Origin of the sequence: Nocardia sp. (genome assembly GCF_025465275.1) — a bacterium.
In the GTDB taxonomy this organism is placed as follows: domain Bacteria; phylum Actinomycetota; class Actinomycetes; order Mycobacteriales; family Mycobacteriaceae; genus Nocardia.
Genome location: NZ_JAODNK010000012.1, coordinates 1 through 17,424, shown reverse-complemented (window position 1 = coordinate 17,424; position 17,424 = coordinate 1). Strand labels below are relative to the sequence as shown.

General features: G+C 68.2%; 1 protein-coding gene and 1 pseudogene. Both read right to left on the bottom strand.

The genetic code is table 11. The features are described from left to right. Positions 1-161: 161 nt before the first annotated feature. A pseudogene (locus tag JWN03_RS03280) lies at positions 162-13,925 on the bottom strand (amino acid adenylation domain-containing protein); the annotation flags it as partial. A gap of 283 nt (positions 13,926-14,208) precedes the next feature. After that, the coding region (locus JWN03_RS03275) for a condensation domain-containing protein (protein ID WP_297609439.1) at positions 14,209-17,424 on the bottom strand (3,216 nt) is incomplete at its 5' end.

Here is a 17,424-nt window from a genome sequence, read left to right as displayed (position 1 = left end):
TGCTCGTGCCGCCGGTACACCCCCCGAAATGAATCGAGTGTGCGCGGGGTGTGTTACTCGGCCAGCTGGGGACAGCCGGTAATCACCGTGCACGGCCGCCCGGGAGCGACCTGCAACATCGAAACAGGGTTATCGGGGTGCCTCTCCGATAACGCTCGATATTACGGATTGTTCGCGCGACCGTGCTCGGCGAGTCCGCCCAATGCCTGTACCCAGCCCTCCACAAGTCGCTTTATCTGCTCCAGATCCAGCACCGCACCCGCGAAGTCGAAGCGGGCGACGAGACCGTACTGGAGGGTGTCCACAGTGACGTCCAGGTAGATGTCATCGGCAACCGGATCCGGATACACCCTGGCCGGGCGCAGATCGCGGTAGCGGAAACCGATATGACCGGCCGGCAGTGCGGCCGTCTCGGCGGCGGTCACGGGATTCAGATGCCGTAGCAGTCCGAAGCCCACACCCCGGGACGGAACCTTGCGGCAGAGGTCCCGAATCTGCTCGAGCGCCGACCCGGCCGCGGGGCCGCCGCGACGCACCTCGTCGAAATCCACCGCGGTCAGCCGCAGCGCCAGTGGGTAGGCGGCACTGAAGGCCCCGACCGTGCGGTGACCGGCGGGATCGCCCAGCACCCGGCCGTCGGCGACCAGCCGGACCACCGAACCGAGTCCGGCACGCGCCGGGGCGCCGTCGTCGTCAAGCAGGGTTACCGCGAGCGCGGTGAGCAGGACCTCCTCGAGACCCGACCCATAGCGGCGCGCCACTCGAGCGACGGCCGCCGCGCCCTCACCGGTGATGAAGACCGAGACCCGGCCGCGACTGATCGGGTCCGCACCCGCGGCGCGCACCTCCGCGACCGTGATGCCTCGTGACGCCGAACCCAGCGCCGCATGCCACCAACCCAATTCGCTGACGGTCGACACCGCGGCGGCACGTTCGGCGAGCTGCTCCGCGATCACGGCCGGATGCGCGTCCGCAGTACGCGGCGTGGCATGCCCACCCGACCAGGACTCGGTCAGCTCCTCGATCATGGTGCGCCACGAGATGTCATCCACCACCAGGCCATTGGCGACGACGACCAGCACCGCCGCCGGGCGGTCGGCCGGATCGAGACTCGGATCCGCCTGGATGCCCTGCATCAGCACGAAGCGAATATTGCGGCCCTTCTCCGGATCCAGCTCTGCCGCGGCGGCATGGACGACGGCCTCGATCGGATCGCCCACCGCCTCGACCGACGGATCCACCTGCCACACCATCGCATCGCGTGAATTCGCCTGCGCCGGAATATCGAGCACGCTCGCCGCCCCGTCGCGCCGCAAGCGCGAGCGCAGGGCGGGATGCCGATCGAGCAGGGCCGCCACCGATCGCCGGACCCGCGATCCGGAGACATCGGCCGTGATATCCAGCGTGATGGCCCGAACCGAGCGGCCCGACCGCTCGACCGTGAGCAGTTCCACCGCACCGGCGGGGAGCGGCGATACCTTGCCCACCGCGGTGAGACGCGGTCCCATGACCGGCACGGCAAGCGGCGCGGCGACGGGTGCGGGATCCACCGCGAAGACCGGCAGCGCCCGGGATCCTGTGTCGGTGGGAGCCGGATCCATTCGGGTCCGCAGTGTCACGCCCGAGGGCGGGCCCGCCGTGGTGATCACCGGAAGTACCTGGGTAACAGCCCAATCGGCAACCGGCTCCGTGTCTGGTTCGGCAGCCTCGACACTCTCTTCGACAATATCCTCGGCCGGCTCGGCGATGTCGCCCATCTCCTCGTCGCCGATCTCCTCGGTCCACTGGTCCGCGGCTTCGAGCACCGCGGCCAATCGCGGGCCGATGATCGCGATGGCCTCGGGCGTGACCATCAACTGGTGCAGGAACGGGATGGGGTGGTCGGTAATCGCTCCCGTGATGAACGCACGCCAGTCCGCGGCGGTGTGCGGATAGTCGTCGACGCCACGGATCTCGGCCCGGAAAAGATCCATATCGCCGTCGAAAACATCCGGGCGATAGGCGGATCCGAGTTCGACGGTGCGGACCGCGCCCCGGTAGATGCGGCGCACCCCGTCGAGACTGAGCACGGCGAGGTCGGCCGGGATGGCCGCGTGCAGGGCGGCCAGCGCCTCGTCGCCGAGATCCTGCAGATCGCCTTCGGGGAAGTTGTCGGCGCTGACACCGAGCGCCGCGAACTCGTCGCGCAGTGCGCTGCGGAAGTCGGACAGGTCGGCCTCCGGGTAGGCGTCCAGAATGGCCAGCACCTCCGTGCGCTGCCCCTGAGCTCGAAGTTCGGTGCCGATGGCCTGGGCCAGCACGCCGCCGAGCGAGTAGCCGAGCAGGCGGTACGGGCCTTCCGGCTGGATGGCGCGCATCTCCGCGATATAGCGGCGCGCCACCTCGGTCAGCGATTCCGGCTGATAGTCGTCCTCGATGAGGGCCGGGGACTGCAGACCCAGAATCGGCTGGTCTTCGGGCAGGTAGCGCGCCAAACCGGCGTAGCACCAGGACATTCCGGCCATCGGCGGCGCACAGAACAGCGGCGTGCGCGTGCCCGTGGCGCGAATGGGCAGCACCACCCGCAGCGCCGCATCGGCAGCAGCGCCCTCGGCACTGCTGTCGACAGCGGCCGAGACCTGCTTGGCCAGCCCCGCGACGGTCGGATCGGTGAAGAACCAGGCGACCATGACCTGCGCGCCGGTCAGCTTGCGCAGTCGGCTGACAACCTGGGTGGCCAGCAGGGAATTACCGCCGAGGGTGAAGAAGTCGTCGTCCCTGCCGACGCGCTCGGCGGCGAGCACCTCGGCGAAAGCGGCGGCGACGGTCTTCTCCATCGGAGTGGCAGGCTCCCGGTATTCCCGTTGTGCCAGTACCGGTTCCGGCAGCGCCGCCCGATCCACCTTGCCGATCGGGGTGAGCGGGATCTCGTCCAGCACCACGACGGCAGACGGCACCATATGCGGCGGCAGACTGCGCGCGGCATGTTCGAGCAGGTGCTCGGGCGTCACCGTCGCACCGGGCACGCCCCGTACATACGAGACGAGAATCGTTGCACCGGCAGGGTTCTTGCGGCCGAGGGTGAGGACGAAGTCGACCTTCTCGTGCCGGCCGAGCACGGCGTCGATCTCACCGAGTTCGATGCGGAAGCCGCGGATCTTGACCTGGAAGTCGGATCGGCCGACGTAGTCGAGCTCCCAATCCACCGACGGCACAGCGCGATTGCCGGATCGCTGTGCCGGATCGGCGTACCAGCGCACCACATCGCCGGTGCGGTACATCCGCGATCCCGGTCTGCCCCAGGGGTTTGCGACAAATCGCTCCGAGGTCAGGCCGGACCGGTTCCGGTAACCGCGCGCCAGCGCGCCGCCCGACAGGTACAGATCGCCCGCGACGCCCGGCGGCACCGGGTGCATGCGGGAATCCAGCACCAGGGCCGACATGCCGTGCACCGGTGTGCCGATGGTGACCTGGTCGCCCGCCGTGAGCCGCGCGTACGAGGAGATGATCGTGGCCTCGGTGGGACCGTAGGCGTTGTGATAGACCCGGCCCGACTGCCATTTGGCCAGCAGTTCCGGCGTGGTCACATCGCCGCCGACGGTCAGCAGCTGCAACTGCCCCTGATCGGCCGGGTCGAGGGTGCCCGCCACCGCCGGGGTGAGAATCGCGTGCGTCACCTGCTCGGCGCGGAGCAGCTCGGCCAGTTCGGGGCCGCCCATGATCTCCGACGGCACGATCACCAGGACCGCGCCCATGTAGAAAGCACACACCCATTCCAGCACCGACGGATCGAAGCTCGGCGAGCAGTTGTGCAGCATGCGGTGCTGCGAATTCAGTTCGTAGCAGGCCACCGCATAGTCGGTGAGACCACCGAGTCCGGCGTGGGTGACGGTGACGCCCTTGGGCATACCGGTGGATCCGGAGGTGTAGATCATGTACGCCGGATGCTGCGCGCGCAGTGGCGTCAGCCGATCGGCGTCGGTGACCGGGGCCGCCGACTCGGTCATCAACCGGGCGTCGGTCGCCGGATCGTCCAGTGCCAGCCATTCCACGTCGCCGGGCAGACCGCTGCGATGCGCGGAGCTGGTAATGCCCAGCGCCGCACCGGAATCGGTGATCATGTACCGGACCCGGTCCACCGGGTAGGTCGGGTCGATGGGCACGTGTGCGCCACCGGCCTTGGCGATGGCCAGTACCGCGGCCACCATTTCGAAGGAGCGCGGGAAGGATACGGCGACCAGCTTCTCCGGTCCGACGCCGCGAGCGATGAGCACCCGCGCCAGCTGCGAGGTGTAGTCGTCGAATTCGCCGTAGGTGATGGAGTGACCGCGGTACCGGATGGCGGTGCGGTCGCGGCCGAGCCGCAATCCCCTGGTGAGCAGATCCGGCAGCAGCCCGGTCGCCATGACCTCATCGCTGTACACCCGGGTAAGCAGCCCGTACTCACCGTCGTCCAGCAGCGACAGGTCACCGACCGGAGTATCACGCTGTGCGACAACGGCTTCCAGCAGCCGGGTGAAACGCTCCGCGAACACCTGCACCGACGCCTCGTCGAAAAGGTCACGGGCGAAGGTGAATACCGCGTGCATGCCGATATCGTCACCGGCGGCGGCCTCCCGCATGATCAGCGACAGATCGAACTGCGAGGCCGTGACGCCGGAATCCAGTGCCGCAATACGCAATCCGGGCAGTTCGAAGCCGGACTCGGCGAGATTCTCGAACGACAGCATGACCTGGAACAGTGGATTGCGGGCGGTGGAGCGTTCCGGATTGAGCAGCTCGACCAAGCGCTCGAAGGGCACGTCGGCATGTGCGAAGGCCGCCAGATCGACCTCTTTGGTCTCCGCGAGCAGTTCGGTGAACCGCAGCTGTCCGGGCACCTGTGTGCGCAGCACCAAGGTATTGACGAACATGCCGATCATGTCGTCCAACTCGGCCTCACCACGACCGGCCACCGGGGTACCGATGACGATGTCGTTCGTACCGGAGATGCGCGCGAGGAAGGCGGCCAGCGCGGCATGCACCACCATGAACAGCGTCGCGTTCTGGGTACGTGCCAGTGATCGCAGGCTCTCGCACAGCTCGTTGCCGATCGAGAACGCGACCTGACCGCCCGCGAAGGACGGGCGCGGCGGCCGCGGGCGATCGGTGGGCAGGTTCAGTTCTTCAGGAACACCCGCCAAGGCGCTGCGCCAATACGCGCCCTGTGCCGAGATCAGGTTCTCCGGATCGGATTCCGTGCCCAGCACCTCGCGCTGCCACAGCGCGTAGTCGACGTACTGCACCGGCAGCGGCGACCATGCGGGCGCGCTGCCCGCCGTCCGTGCCAGATACGCGGTCATCACATCGCGGGCAAGCGGTCCCATGGACCAGCCGTCCGCACTGATGTGGTGCGCGACGAACATCACCACATGCTCGATATCGCCGCTGGGGCTCGGTTCGATGCGGAAGAGCTTCGCCCGCAACGGAACCTCGGAGGTGACGTCGAATCCGCTGGTGAGCTCGGCGGTGATCCGTTCCAGCAGTACCGCCTGCTCGACCGGCTCCGGTACGAGGCTCGGCACCGCCTGTTCGGCGGGCCGCACCACCTGGTGAGCAATGCCGTCCACTTCCGGATACACGGTGCGCAGCGATTCGTGCCGGGCGACCACATCGGCGACGGCCTGCTGCAAGGCGGTGGCGTCGAGCGCGCCGGTCAATTGCAGCACCACCGGCATGTTGTATGCCGCTGCGGCCGGTTCGAGCTGATTCACGAACCACATGCGCTGCTGCGCGAGCGACAGCGGAATGAATTCCGGACGCGAACGCGCCACGAGCGGAATGCGATCGCCGGTCGCCTGCGATTCGAGGAAGGCGGCCAGCGCCCGCACCGTCGGCGTCTCGAAGACGGCGCGCACCGGGACCCGCGTCTCCAGTGCGGCGCCGAGCCGGGCCACCAATTGGGTGGCGATGAGCGAATTGCCGCCCAGCTCGAAGAAATCGTCCTCGCGACCGGCGCGGTCCACGCCGAGCAGTCCGGCGTACACCCCGGCCACCAGCTCTTCGAGCGAGGTGCAGGGTTCCTGGTATTCCCGTTGTGCCAGTTCGGGTTCCGGCAGCGCCCGGCGATCGAGCTTGCCGACGGGGGTCAGGGGAATCTCGTCGAGTACCACGAGCGCGGCCGGCACCATATGCGACGGCAGCTGCCTGCCCGCGTAGGCGAACAGCCGGGCCTCGTCCACCGATCGGCCCGGCGCTGCGAGCACGTACGACACGAGCATGGTTGCGCCGGCGGCGTTCTCCCGGCCGAGCGTGACCGCGAACTCGATATCCTCGTGCGCGGCCAGTACCGCGTCGATCTCACCGAGTTCGATGCGGTAACCGCGGACCTTCACCTGGAAGTCCGTGCGCCCCAGGAAATCCAGTTCCCAGCCGTCCGCCCCGGGCACCCAGCGCACCAGATCGCCGGACCGGTACATCCGGGAGCCCGGCGCACCCCACGGGGAGGCCACGAAGCGCTCGGCGGTCAGCCCGCCGCGATTGCGGTAGCCCCGCGCGAGTGCCGAGCCCACCAGATACAGCTCACCGGGAACTCCCGGCGGCACCGGATTCAGCCGGGTGTCCAGCACCAATGCCGAGATACCCCGGAGCGGCGCACCGATCGTCACCCGCTGTCCTACCGCAAGATTCACATATGTCGAGCCGATCGTCACCTCGGTCGGACCGTAGCTGTTGAGGTAGCGGCGGCCGGGCTGCCACTTGGCGATCAGCTCCGCGGAGGTCGCATCGCCACCGGTGCCCACCACCCGCAGCTCGTCCAGCCCCGCCGGATCGACCGTGCCCAGCATGGCCGGGGTGATCATCGTATGCGTGACCCGCTCGGCGTGCAGCAGCTCACGCAGCTCGAGGCCGCCGACCACCTCCGGCGGCACGATGACGAGCGTCGCACCCGTGGAGAAGGTGTACAGCCACTCCTCCATGGACTGGTCGAAGCTCGGCGAGCACACGTGCAAGAATCGGGCATCCGCTGTGACAGCGCATAATTCGACGCCCTGATCCACCAGCCCACCCAACCCCGTGTGGGTGACCGCGACGCCCTTGGGCAGACCGGTCGAACCGGAGGTGTAGATGACATAGGCGGGGTGCTGTGGCCGCAGGGGCGCGCGGCGATCCGCATCGGTCACCGCGGCGGGCGACATCCGGGCGCACGCATCGGTGACCGCCGGGGCGTCCAGTGCCAGCCATTCCACGTCACCGGGCAGATCACCCGCGAGACCGGTCAGCGTAAGACCCACCGTCGCAGCGGAATCGGTGACCATATGCCGAATCCGGTCCGTCGGGTACGCCGGATCGACCGGCACATAGGCGGCGCCCGATTTCGCTACGGCCCAGACCGCGGCGATCATTTCGTACGAGCGGCCGATGGCCAGTGCGACCACCGATTCCGGCCCGGCTCCGCGCGCGATCAGCACGCGCGCCAGCTGCGACGAATAGTCGTCCAGCTCACCGTAATCGAACGAGCGGTCCCGGCTCCGGACCGCGATCCGGTCCCGGCCCAGCCGCACACCCCTGGTCAGCAGCTCGGGCAGGAGCGCCGCCTCGGCGAAATCGCCGGAGATCCGGGTCAGCAGCTCGTATTCGCCGGTGTCGAGGATCGGCAGCTCGCCGACCGGCAGCTCCGGGCTGTGGGTGACGGCCTCGAGCACTCGCACAAAACGCTGTGCGAACGACCGCACCGTGGCGTCGTCGAACAGTTCGGTGGCGTAGTTGAAGGCCGCCGAAATCCCCTGGGGCGCACCGCCCTCGCCGATGCTCTCGATCAGCGTGAGATCCAGGTCGAACTTGGCCACCGGGAGATCCAGCTCGACGGACGACACCGTCATGCCCGGCAGGGCGAGCTCGGCGCGTGTCATATTCTGCAGTGTCAGCGCCACCTGGAACAGCGGGTTCCGGGCCTGCGAGCGCGGCGGATCCAGCAGTTCCACAATGCGTTCGAACGGCACGTCCGCATGCTCGAAGGCCGCGAGATCGGCCTGCCGGACGGCGGCGAGCAACTCGGTGAAGCTGGCGGCCGGGTCGATATCGGTGCGCAACACCAGGGTGTTGACGAACATGCCGATCAAATCATCCAGTTCGGCTGCGCCGCGGCCGGCGATCGGTGCGCCGATCGCGATATCGCGGGTACCGGACAGCCGGGCCAGCACCGTGGCGAAGGCCGCGTGCAGCACCATGAACAGGGTGCTGTTGTGCTCCTGCGTCATACGCTGCAATCCGGCGTGCACCACCGGATCGATCTCGAAGATCAGGGTCGCGCCGTGGCCGGAGGAGATCGCCGGGCGCGGCCGGTCGGCGGGCAAGTCCAACTGGTCGGGCAGCCCCGTCAGGGTGGTACGCCAGAAGTCGAGCTGACGCGCCAGCAGGGATGCCGAATCGGCTTCGTCACCGAGGATGTCGCGCTGCCACAGCGCGAAATCGGCGTACTGCACCGGCAGTGGCGTCCACTCCGGTTCCCGGCCCTGGATGCGGCTCAGATAGGCCGTGACGAGATCGCGGGTCAGCGGTCCGGCGGAGAAGCCGTCACCCGCGATGTGGTGCACCACGCAGACCAGCACGTGATCGTCGGCAGCCAGGCGCAACAGGCCCAGCCGCAGCGGCGGCGCCGCGCTCACATCGAAACCGGTGACAACCGCGTCGGTCACATATGCGGGGAGTTCGGCCTCGGTGATGTCGCGCAGCGGGAGGGCGGGCAGCGCCTCGGGATCGCGCTCGGCCAGCACCACCTGGTAGCCGATGCCGTCGTGCTCCCGGTACACGGTGCGCAGCACCTCGTGCCGGTCGACCAGGTCGTATACCGCGGCCCGCAGTGCGGGCACGTCCAGCGGCCCGGTGATCCGCAGCGCGGTCGGCAGGTTGTAGATGCCCGCACCGGGATCGAACTTATTGAGGAACCACATCCGCTGCTGGGCGTACGACAGTGGAATCTGCTCCGGGCGCTCCATCGGCCGCAGCGGTGCGATAGCCGAATCCAGGTGCTGGGCAAGCTGTTCCGCGAGCCGGGCGACAGTGGGCGCATCGAAGACGGCGCGCACCGGCACCCGGGTTCCGAGCGCCGCGCCGAGCCGCGCCACCACCTGGGTGGCATTGAGCGAATTGCCGCCGAGTTCGAAGAAATCGTCGTCCGCCCCGGCCCGTTCGACGCCGAGCACCGCGGCGAAGACTTCGGCGACGGTGCATTCGGCCGGGGTCGACGGCGCGCGGTACGCACGAGCCTGGAATTCGGGCACCGGCAGTGCTTTACGGTCCAGCTTGCCACTGGCATTGAGCGGCATGGCCTCGAGATGCACAACCGCTGACGGCACCATGTACGACGGCAGCGACTCGCGCGCGTGCGCGAGCAGATCCGTATCGGCCACCTGCGCACCCGATTCCGGCACGATATAGGCGACCAGGCGGTCACCGGTATCGCCGCGCACCAGCGAGACGGCCGCGCGATGCACTGCGGCATGGCTCAGCAGCACGATCTCGATCTCGCCGAGCTCGACGCGCTGACCGCGCAGCTTCACCTGGAAGTCACCGCGGCCCAAGTACTCCAGCGCATGCCCGGCTCCGGCGGGGTCGGTATCCCAGCGCACCACATCGCCGGTGCGGTAGAGCCGCTCGCCGCCGGAGTGCGCGACAAAGCGTTCCGCCGTCAATGCGGGCGCACCGAGGTAGCCGCGCGCCAACTGCACACCGGCCACATACAACTCGCCCGCTGCCCCGAACGGCACCGGCCGCAATTGCCGATCCAGCACGTGCACACGGGTATTGGCGACGGGACCGCCGATCGGTACGGCGACGCCCGCAGCATTGCCGGCGGGCTGTGCGGTGACGACCGTGGCCTCGGCCGGGCCGTACCAGTTCACCAGCGCCGTATCCGGCAGCGCCGCATCGAACTTGGCCGCGGTCCGGGCCGACAGCGCTTCACCGGCGGCGAACACCCAGCGCAGCGACGGATGGGCGGTAGCGGGGCCGTCGAGGAAGGCGTCCAGCATCGACGGCACGAAATGCACTGTGTTGACCGAATATTCGTCGATCACATGCGCGATGTAGGCCGGATCGCGATGACCGTCCGGCTCCGCGATCACCACCGCAGCACCGGTCTGCAACGGCCAGAACAACTCCCACGTCGAAATATCGAACGTAATCGGCGTCTTGTGCAACACCACATCACCCGCACCATGCGGATACGTACGCTGCGCCCAACGGAACTGATTGGCCATCTGCCGATGCGTGATCACCACACCCTTGGGACGACCAGTCGAACCGGAGGTGTAAATGACATACGCCGCATTGCCCGGCCGCACCACCGCCTGACCGACGAACTCGATATCGGGGGCGCCCGCAACAGCATCCACCAGGAAAAGCGGTACACCCGAGGCAGTTTCGAATTCATCAACAGTGCGTGTCAGCACACACACCGGAGCCGAGCCCGCCAGCACGTACTCATTGCGCTCGGCCGGATGGTCCGGATCAACCGGCACATACGCGCCGCCCGCCCGCAGCACCGCATAGATGGCGACAACCAGATCGATGTCACGCCGCATGGCCACCGCCACCCGCGACTCCGGCCGCACACCGCGCAGCGTCAGTTCCCGCGCCAGCCGCCGTGACCGCGCATCGAGCTCCGCGTAGGTCAGGGTGGTATCGCCGGATATCACCGCCACCGCGTCCGGCGTCCGCGCGACCTGCGCGTCGAACAGCGTGAGCAGTGTCGAATCATCCAGCAGTTCAGCGACTTCGGTGGAATTCACGCTCGCCAGCGCAACGCGTTCGCTCTCGATGAGCACGTCCACATCCGCGACGCGCGCCTGCGGCTCCGCCGCGAAACGGGTCAGCAGCTGCGAAAACCGCTGTGCCATGGCCTGTGCCGCGTCCTCGTCGAACAGGTCGCGCAGGTACTTGACGTGCACGCGCAGCCGATCGGCTACCGGCTGCACCATGATCGTCACCGGATAGTGCGTGCCACTGGCCGCACCCGTTCCGAGCAGGCCCACACCGTCGATCGGCGCCGCAGCCTCATCGAGCGCTTCACCATCGACCGGGAAGGAGGCGAACACCACCAGGGAATCGAAAAGGCCTTCGACTCCGGCGATTTCCTGGATCTCGCCCAGGCCGAGATAGTGGTGATCCAGCAGCGCCGCCTGCTCGTCCTGCAGTCGCCGCAGTACTCCGCTGAGCGTGTCCGCCGCAGCCAGCCGCACCCGCACCGGAATGGCATTGAGGAACAGGCCGACCATGGTCTCGATACCGGCCAATTGCGGCGGGCGACCCGACACGGTCGCACCGAAGACCACCTCGTCACGATCGGTGCTGCGTGCGATCAGCAAGCCCCAGGCCGCCTGCACGATCGTATTGACCGTGACACCTGTCTCGGCGGCAACACGACTCAGGGCGGCGGTGTCCGCGGCGGGCAGATCGAAGCCCAATTCGCCTATGCCGGCCGAGATTTCCCGCGACCGATCGACCGGGGCGAGCGGAGTCGGCTCGGTCAAACCGGCCATCGCGGCGCGCCAGGCGTCTCGGGCCGCGGCCTGATCCTGCGCTCCCAGCCATGCCAGATAATCGCGATAGGACCGCGGCTGCGGCAGCGCCTGTGCGCCGCCGCCGAGCGCGTACAGGGCCAGCATGTCCTGCATGAGCAGCGGCATGGACCAGCCGTCGAGGAGAATGTGATGGCTGGTGACCCACACCCGGTACTGCTCGGGCGCGGTGCGTACCAGCGAGAATCGCACCAGCGGCCCGGTCGCCATATCGAAATGGCTCGCCATATCGGCCGCGAGCAGCCAATCCGTTTTGACGGCGGACGCGGACGGCTGCGTATCCGCGAGATCCAGGTAGCGCCAAGGCACCTCGATGTTATCGAGGACGATTTGAATCGGGGTGCCCGCCGAGTCCTCGGTGAAGACCACGCGCAGGTTCACATGCCGATCCAGCACCGCCTGCGCCACGGCGTGCAGCAGTTCGACATCGATATCGCCACCGAGATCGACGCTGAACTGTGTCATATAGGCGTCGACCGAGGACTCCGCCAGCAGCGCGTGGAACAGCATGCCCGACTGCAACGGCGTGAGCGGCCAGACATCGGCGAGGTTCGGATAGATCCCGCGCAACCGCGCCAGCTCGGCATCGTCGAGCCGCACCAGCGGACCGATGACCGGCTCCACCTCCGCCTGTGCTGTTGCGGCAGTGGCGATCTCGGCGAGCGCGGCCAGGGTGCGGGTGGCGAACAGATCCCTGGGCTTGAACACCACCCCGCGCGCGCGTGCGCGCGAGACGATCTGGATAGCGGTGATGCTGTCCAGGCCGAGCGCGAAGAAATCGTCGTCGAGGCCGACCCGGTCGCTCTTCAGTACCTCGGCCAGCACCTCGGAAACAGACTGCTGCACAGCGGTTTCCGCAGCGCGGTAGGACGCGGTCCGCAACTCCGGTTCGGGCAGAGCACGACGGTCCAGCTTGCCCGCGGGGGTCAGCGGAATCTCGTCGAGCACCACAATGGCGGTCGGCACCATATGCCCGGGCAGGCGACGCTCGGCGAGCGCCGTCAGTTCGGCCACCTGCACCGAAGCGGTCTCGGCGGCATGCACATAGGTGACCAGCACGGTGGTCCCACTGACCAGTTCACGGCCGACAGTGACAGCCAGGTCGATCGCCGGATGTTCAGCCAGCACGGCATCGATTTCGCCGAGCTCGATCCGGAATCCACGGATCTTCACCTGGAAGTCGTTGCGGCCCAGGTATTCCAATTCACCGCCGGCCTTCTGCCGAACCAGATCACCGGTGCGATAGAGTCGAGATCCATTGGCATCGAAGGGATTTGCCACGAATCTGGAAGACGAGAGCCCTGATTGTCGGTGATAGCCCCGGGCCAGATGCCGTCCCGCCACATACAGTTCGCCCGTGGTACCGACGGGCGCCCGGGCCAGCCGCTCGTCGAGCACGTACTGGGTGACGCCGGGAATGGCCGCACCGATGGTCACCGCCCGATCCGGGAGCAGGCGGGTCATATGCGTCATGACCGTCGCCTCGGTGGGGCCGTACGCATTCCAGAAGGCCCGGCCGCCGGCGGTGAAGCGCTGCACCAGATCCGGCGGACAGGCCTCACCACCGGTGATGACCACCTTCAGCTCGTCCAGCCCGTCCGGATCGACGGAAGCGAGCGCGGCCGGGGTGACGAAGGCATGCGTCACCCGCTCGCGCCGCAGCACCGCCGCCAGGTCGGCGCCGCCGTACACCCGCGGCGATACCACCACCATGGTGGCCGCGCCGCCGACTGCCAGCAGCAGCTCCAGCACCGAGGCATCGAAGGACGGTGACGCGAAATGCAGTGTGCGCGAGTTCGCGGTGAGGTCGTACCGCCTCCGCTGCACCTCGCAGAAGGCCGCCAGCCCGGCGTGTGTGACCACCACGCCCTTGGGTGTGCCGGTGGAGCCCGAGGTGTAGATGACGTAGGCCGGATGCCCCGCACGCAGCGGCCGCACCCGATCGGCATTGGTGACCAGATCGGACGGGTACGCGACGAGCCGGGCGCCGAAATCGTCGGCGTCGACGGCCAGCCACTCGACCTCGCCGGGCAGCCCGGACCGGGCGGCCTCGACGGTCAGGCCAAGCACCGCACCGGAATCGAGCACCATGTGGGCAATCCGGTCGGCCGGGTAATTCGGATCCACCGGGACGAACGCGGCGCCGGTCTTGGTAATCGCCCACGCGGCGATCACCGACTCCAGTGAGCGCTCGATACCGACGGCGACCCGATCCTCCGGGCCGATGCCGCGGTCGATCAGCAAGCGCGCCAACCGGCTCGACCGCTCGTCGAGCGCGGCATAACTGAGAGCGGCGAGTGTGCCGGTGGCATCGGCCAGAACCAGCGCCACCCCTTCCGGGTTGGTCTCGACCGCAGCGGCAATCAGCTGTGGCAGCGTGGGCACCCGCGTCCGCCGCGGGCGAGTGGGTCGTACGCGCACTGTGCCATTCATGCCCACACCGTCCAAAGCTGGATCTGCCACTGCCCGGCAACCGTTTTCACGAAGATGTCCCCGCCGTATCCATTGTTCCCCGCGCGACTGTGCACACCGCAAGAGTCAGCTGTGCACATCGGGAGAGCCGAGCGCGCAAGCTCGACCTTCCGCTACCGCGCGGACAATACAACCGATCAGTGAACGCCGAATTCGTATCGGCGAACCCAGTGGAGAACTACGGGCTGCAGTTTTATTACGCCAAGTGAACGGTGGGTAGACCAGATAGGACAAATGTGACCATCGGCCACGCGGCGGCATTCGCCTCGGAGTCGAGGACCACAGCCTGCAGATCCTCCAGTGCGGACGGGTCCAGTTCGACGGCGCCCGCAGCGCCGGTGAACAGGTGGGTGACCCATTCCTCGGCCAGTGCCCCGGACAGCTCGGCAGCCGGATCCACCAGCAGGAGCGAGGCTCCCACCGCACCGGCGGCGACCAGCTCCACCAGGGCCAACGCGGAATCCGGTGAGCCGTGCTGGAAGGTTCGGGACTCGAAGGTGAGCTCGGTGGCGGCGCGAGCACGGTCGACAGCGGCGGCCAGTGCGTCATAGGTGAGGACGGCGCCGGCCGAAATGTACGCCGGGTCGACACCGCGCAGGGCGCGCGTTCGACTGGCATAGGTGACCGGGCGAGCGGATTCGGCCGCTACCTGCGCCACCACTTCCGGATCGTCGAGCACCAGCCAATCGATGCCCGCCGCCGTGGATGGCGCGTTACTCACAGTGATACCCACCTTGACATCCAGACCCGGTGCGTCGGCTGCCACGAACGGCACCAGCATGGCGCCGGTCTTGAGCACCGCCCAGATCGCCACGGCCTGATCCACGCTGCGCGGCACACTCACCACGACACCCGCGCCCGGTCCGCTGCCGTGCGCGATCAGGACCCGGGCCAGCCGCGAGGAGCGGGCGTCGAGTTCCTGATACGTCACCGACTCCTCGCCCCACACCACCGCCGGACCGTCCGGGTCGTCCTCGACCGCGGTTGTCAGCACCTGCGTCAGCGCGGCGCCCCGGGCGGCCGGAGCGGCCGGTTCGGGAGCGGACTGCGGTGCGGCGGCCACCCCGGCACCCGGTGCGCCGAACAGTTCGATATCCCCGACCACCGCGTGCGGGTCGGCGGCCACGGCCAGCAGGATCCGCTCCAGCACCTGGCCGAACGAATCAATGGTCGCCTCGTCGAAAAGGTCTGTGGCATAGGCGAAGATCACGTCCAGCACGCCGAGCGCGCCATCGGCGCCGGACCGCGGCTCCATGCTGATCTGCAGATCGAACTTGGCCGCGGCCAGCTCGGTATCGATGGCCGACACCCGCAGCCCCGGCAGTTCCAGCACCGGGGTCTCGGTGTTCTGCAGCGAAAGCACCACCTGCAGTAGCGGATTCGCGGCGCCGCGACCGGCGGCCGCCACCTCGGAAACCCGCTCGAACGGCACATCGGCATTGCCGAAGGCATTCAGGTCGGTCTCCCGGGCCTGCGCGACCAGCACATCGAACGGCGCGTCGAGGTCGACCGGGGTGCGCAGCGTCAAGGTATTGACGAACATGCCGACCAGATCGTCGAGAGCCCGCTCACCGCGACCGGCGACGGCGGTGCCGATGACCACATCGGTACTACCCGACAGCCGCGCCAGCCAGGCCGCGACGGCGGCGTGCACCACCATGAACAGCGAGGCATTGTGCTGCCGCGCAATACGATTCAGCGCAACGTGCACTTCGGCGGGCAGCCGGAAGTCCACGAACGCGCCCGCCGTGGAGGATGCCGCGGTACGCGGACGATCCAGCGGCAGACTCGGGGCCGGAAGGTCCGCCAGCTGCTCGCGCCAGAACGCCAATTGCTGTGCGGCCAGCGAGTTCTCGTCCTCGTCGACGCCGACCACGGCACGCTGCCACACCGCGAAATCGGCGTACTGCACCGACAGCGGCGACCAGCCGATCTCCCGGCCCGCACTGCGTGCCAGGTAGGCGGCCACGAGATCGCGCGCCAGCGGAGCCATGGAGGCGCCGTCGGCCGCAATGTGATGAGCGACCAGCACCAGCAGGTAGTCGTCCGGATCATCGCCGGTGATCAATCGCACCCGCAGCGGAACATGCTGCGCCACATCGAATCCGGTGAAGACCAGCTCGGCCACCCGCGCGCCGATGTCGTCGGCCCGCTCCACCTCGAGACCATCCGGCAGCACCTCGGCCACCGACAGGATCTCCTGGTACGCCGCCGCGCCCGGAGCGGACTCCGGATACCACGTGCGCAGCACCTCGTGCCTGGTCAGCACATCCTCGACCGCCTGCCGCAGCGCGGGTACATCGAGGGCGCCCTGCAGGCGGATGGCCATGGGGATGTTGTAGGCCGCCGACTCCGGATCGAACTGGTTCAGTACCCACATGCGCTGCTGCGCCAGTGACAGCGGCACCCGCGCCGGGCGCTCCCCCGCGACCAGCGGCGGCCGCGCGCCCACGCCCGCACCGGGCACCACGCGAGCGGCCAGCCCGGCGACCGTGGAGGTCTCGAACAGTTCGCGCACCGCGACATCGGTATCGAGCGCCTCGTTGACCCGGGCCACGGCCCGGGTGGCGATGAGCGAATTACCGCCCAGCTCGAAGAAGTCGTCGTCGGCGCCGACTCGGTCCGCACCGAGCAGTTCGGCGAAGACCCCGGCGACAATCTCCTCGATGGGAGTCGACGGCGCCCGGAACATCTTGGCCTCGAAAACCGGTGCGGGCAGCGCCTTACGGTCCAGCTTGCCCGAGGCATTGAGCGGGAACTCGTCGAGCACCAGCAGCGCGGACGGCACCATGTAGGCCGGAAGCGACTGGGCGAGAGCGGTTTTCAGCTCCTCGCCGTCGGCATCGGCGACCACGTAGCCGATGAGCTGATCACCGGTGTGCGCATCGGCGCGCACCACGACCACGGCCTGCGAGACACCCGGCTGCGCCAGCAGCGCCGCCTCGATCTCGCCCAGCTCGATACGCAGACCACGCAACTTCACCTGGAAGTCGGTGCGGCCCAGATACTCCAGCTCACCGCCCGCATCCCACTTCACCAGATCGCCGGTGCGATACATGCGCGCACCCATCGCTCCGCCTCCCCGCGCTTCGAACGGATCGGCCACGAACCGATCGGCGGTCAGATCCGGCCGCGCCACATACCCGCGCGCCAGCTGCACACCCGCGAGATACAGCTCGCCCGCGACACCCACCGGAACCGGGTTCAGTCGCGAATCCAGCACGTACACCTGGGTATTGAAGACCGGCGCACCGATCGGCACCGAGCTGATGTCCGCGTCGGTGACCTCGTGATAGGTGACGTCGACCGCGGCCTCGGTCGGGCCGTACAGATTGTGCACCCGCGCACCGGTCAGCTCGCGGACCTTCTGCGCGGTGCTGCCGGGCAGCGCCTCACCGGAGGCGAACACCTG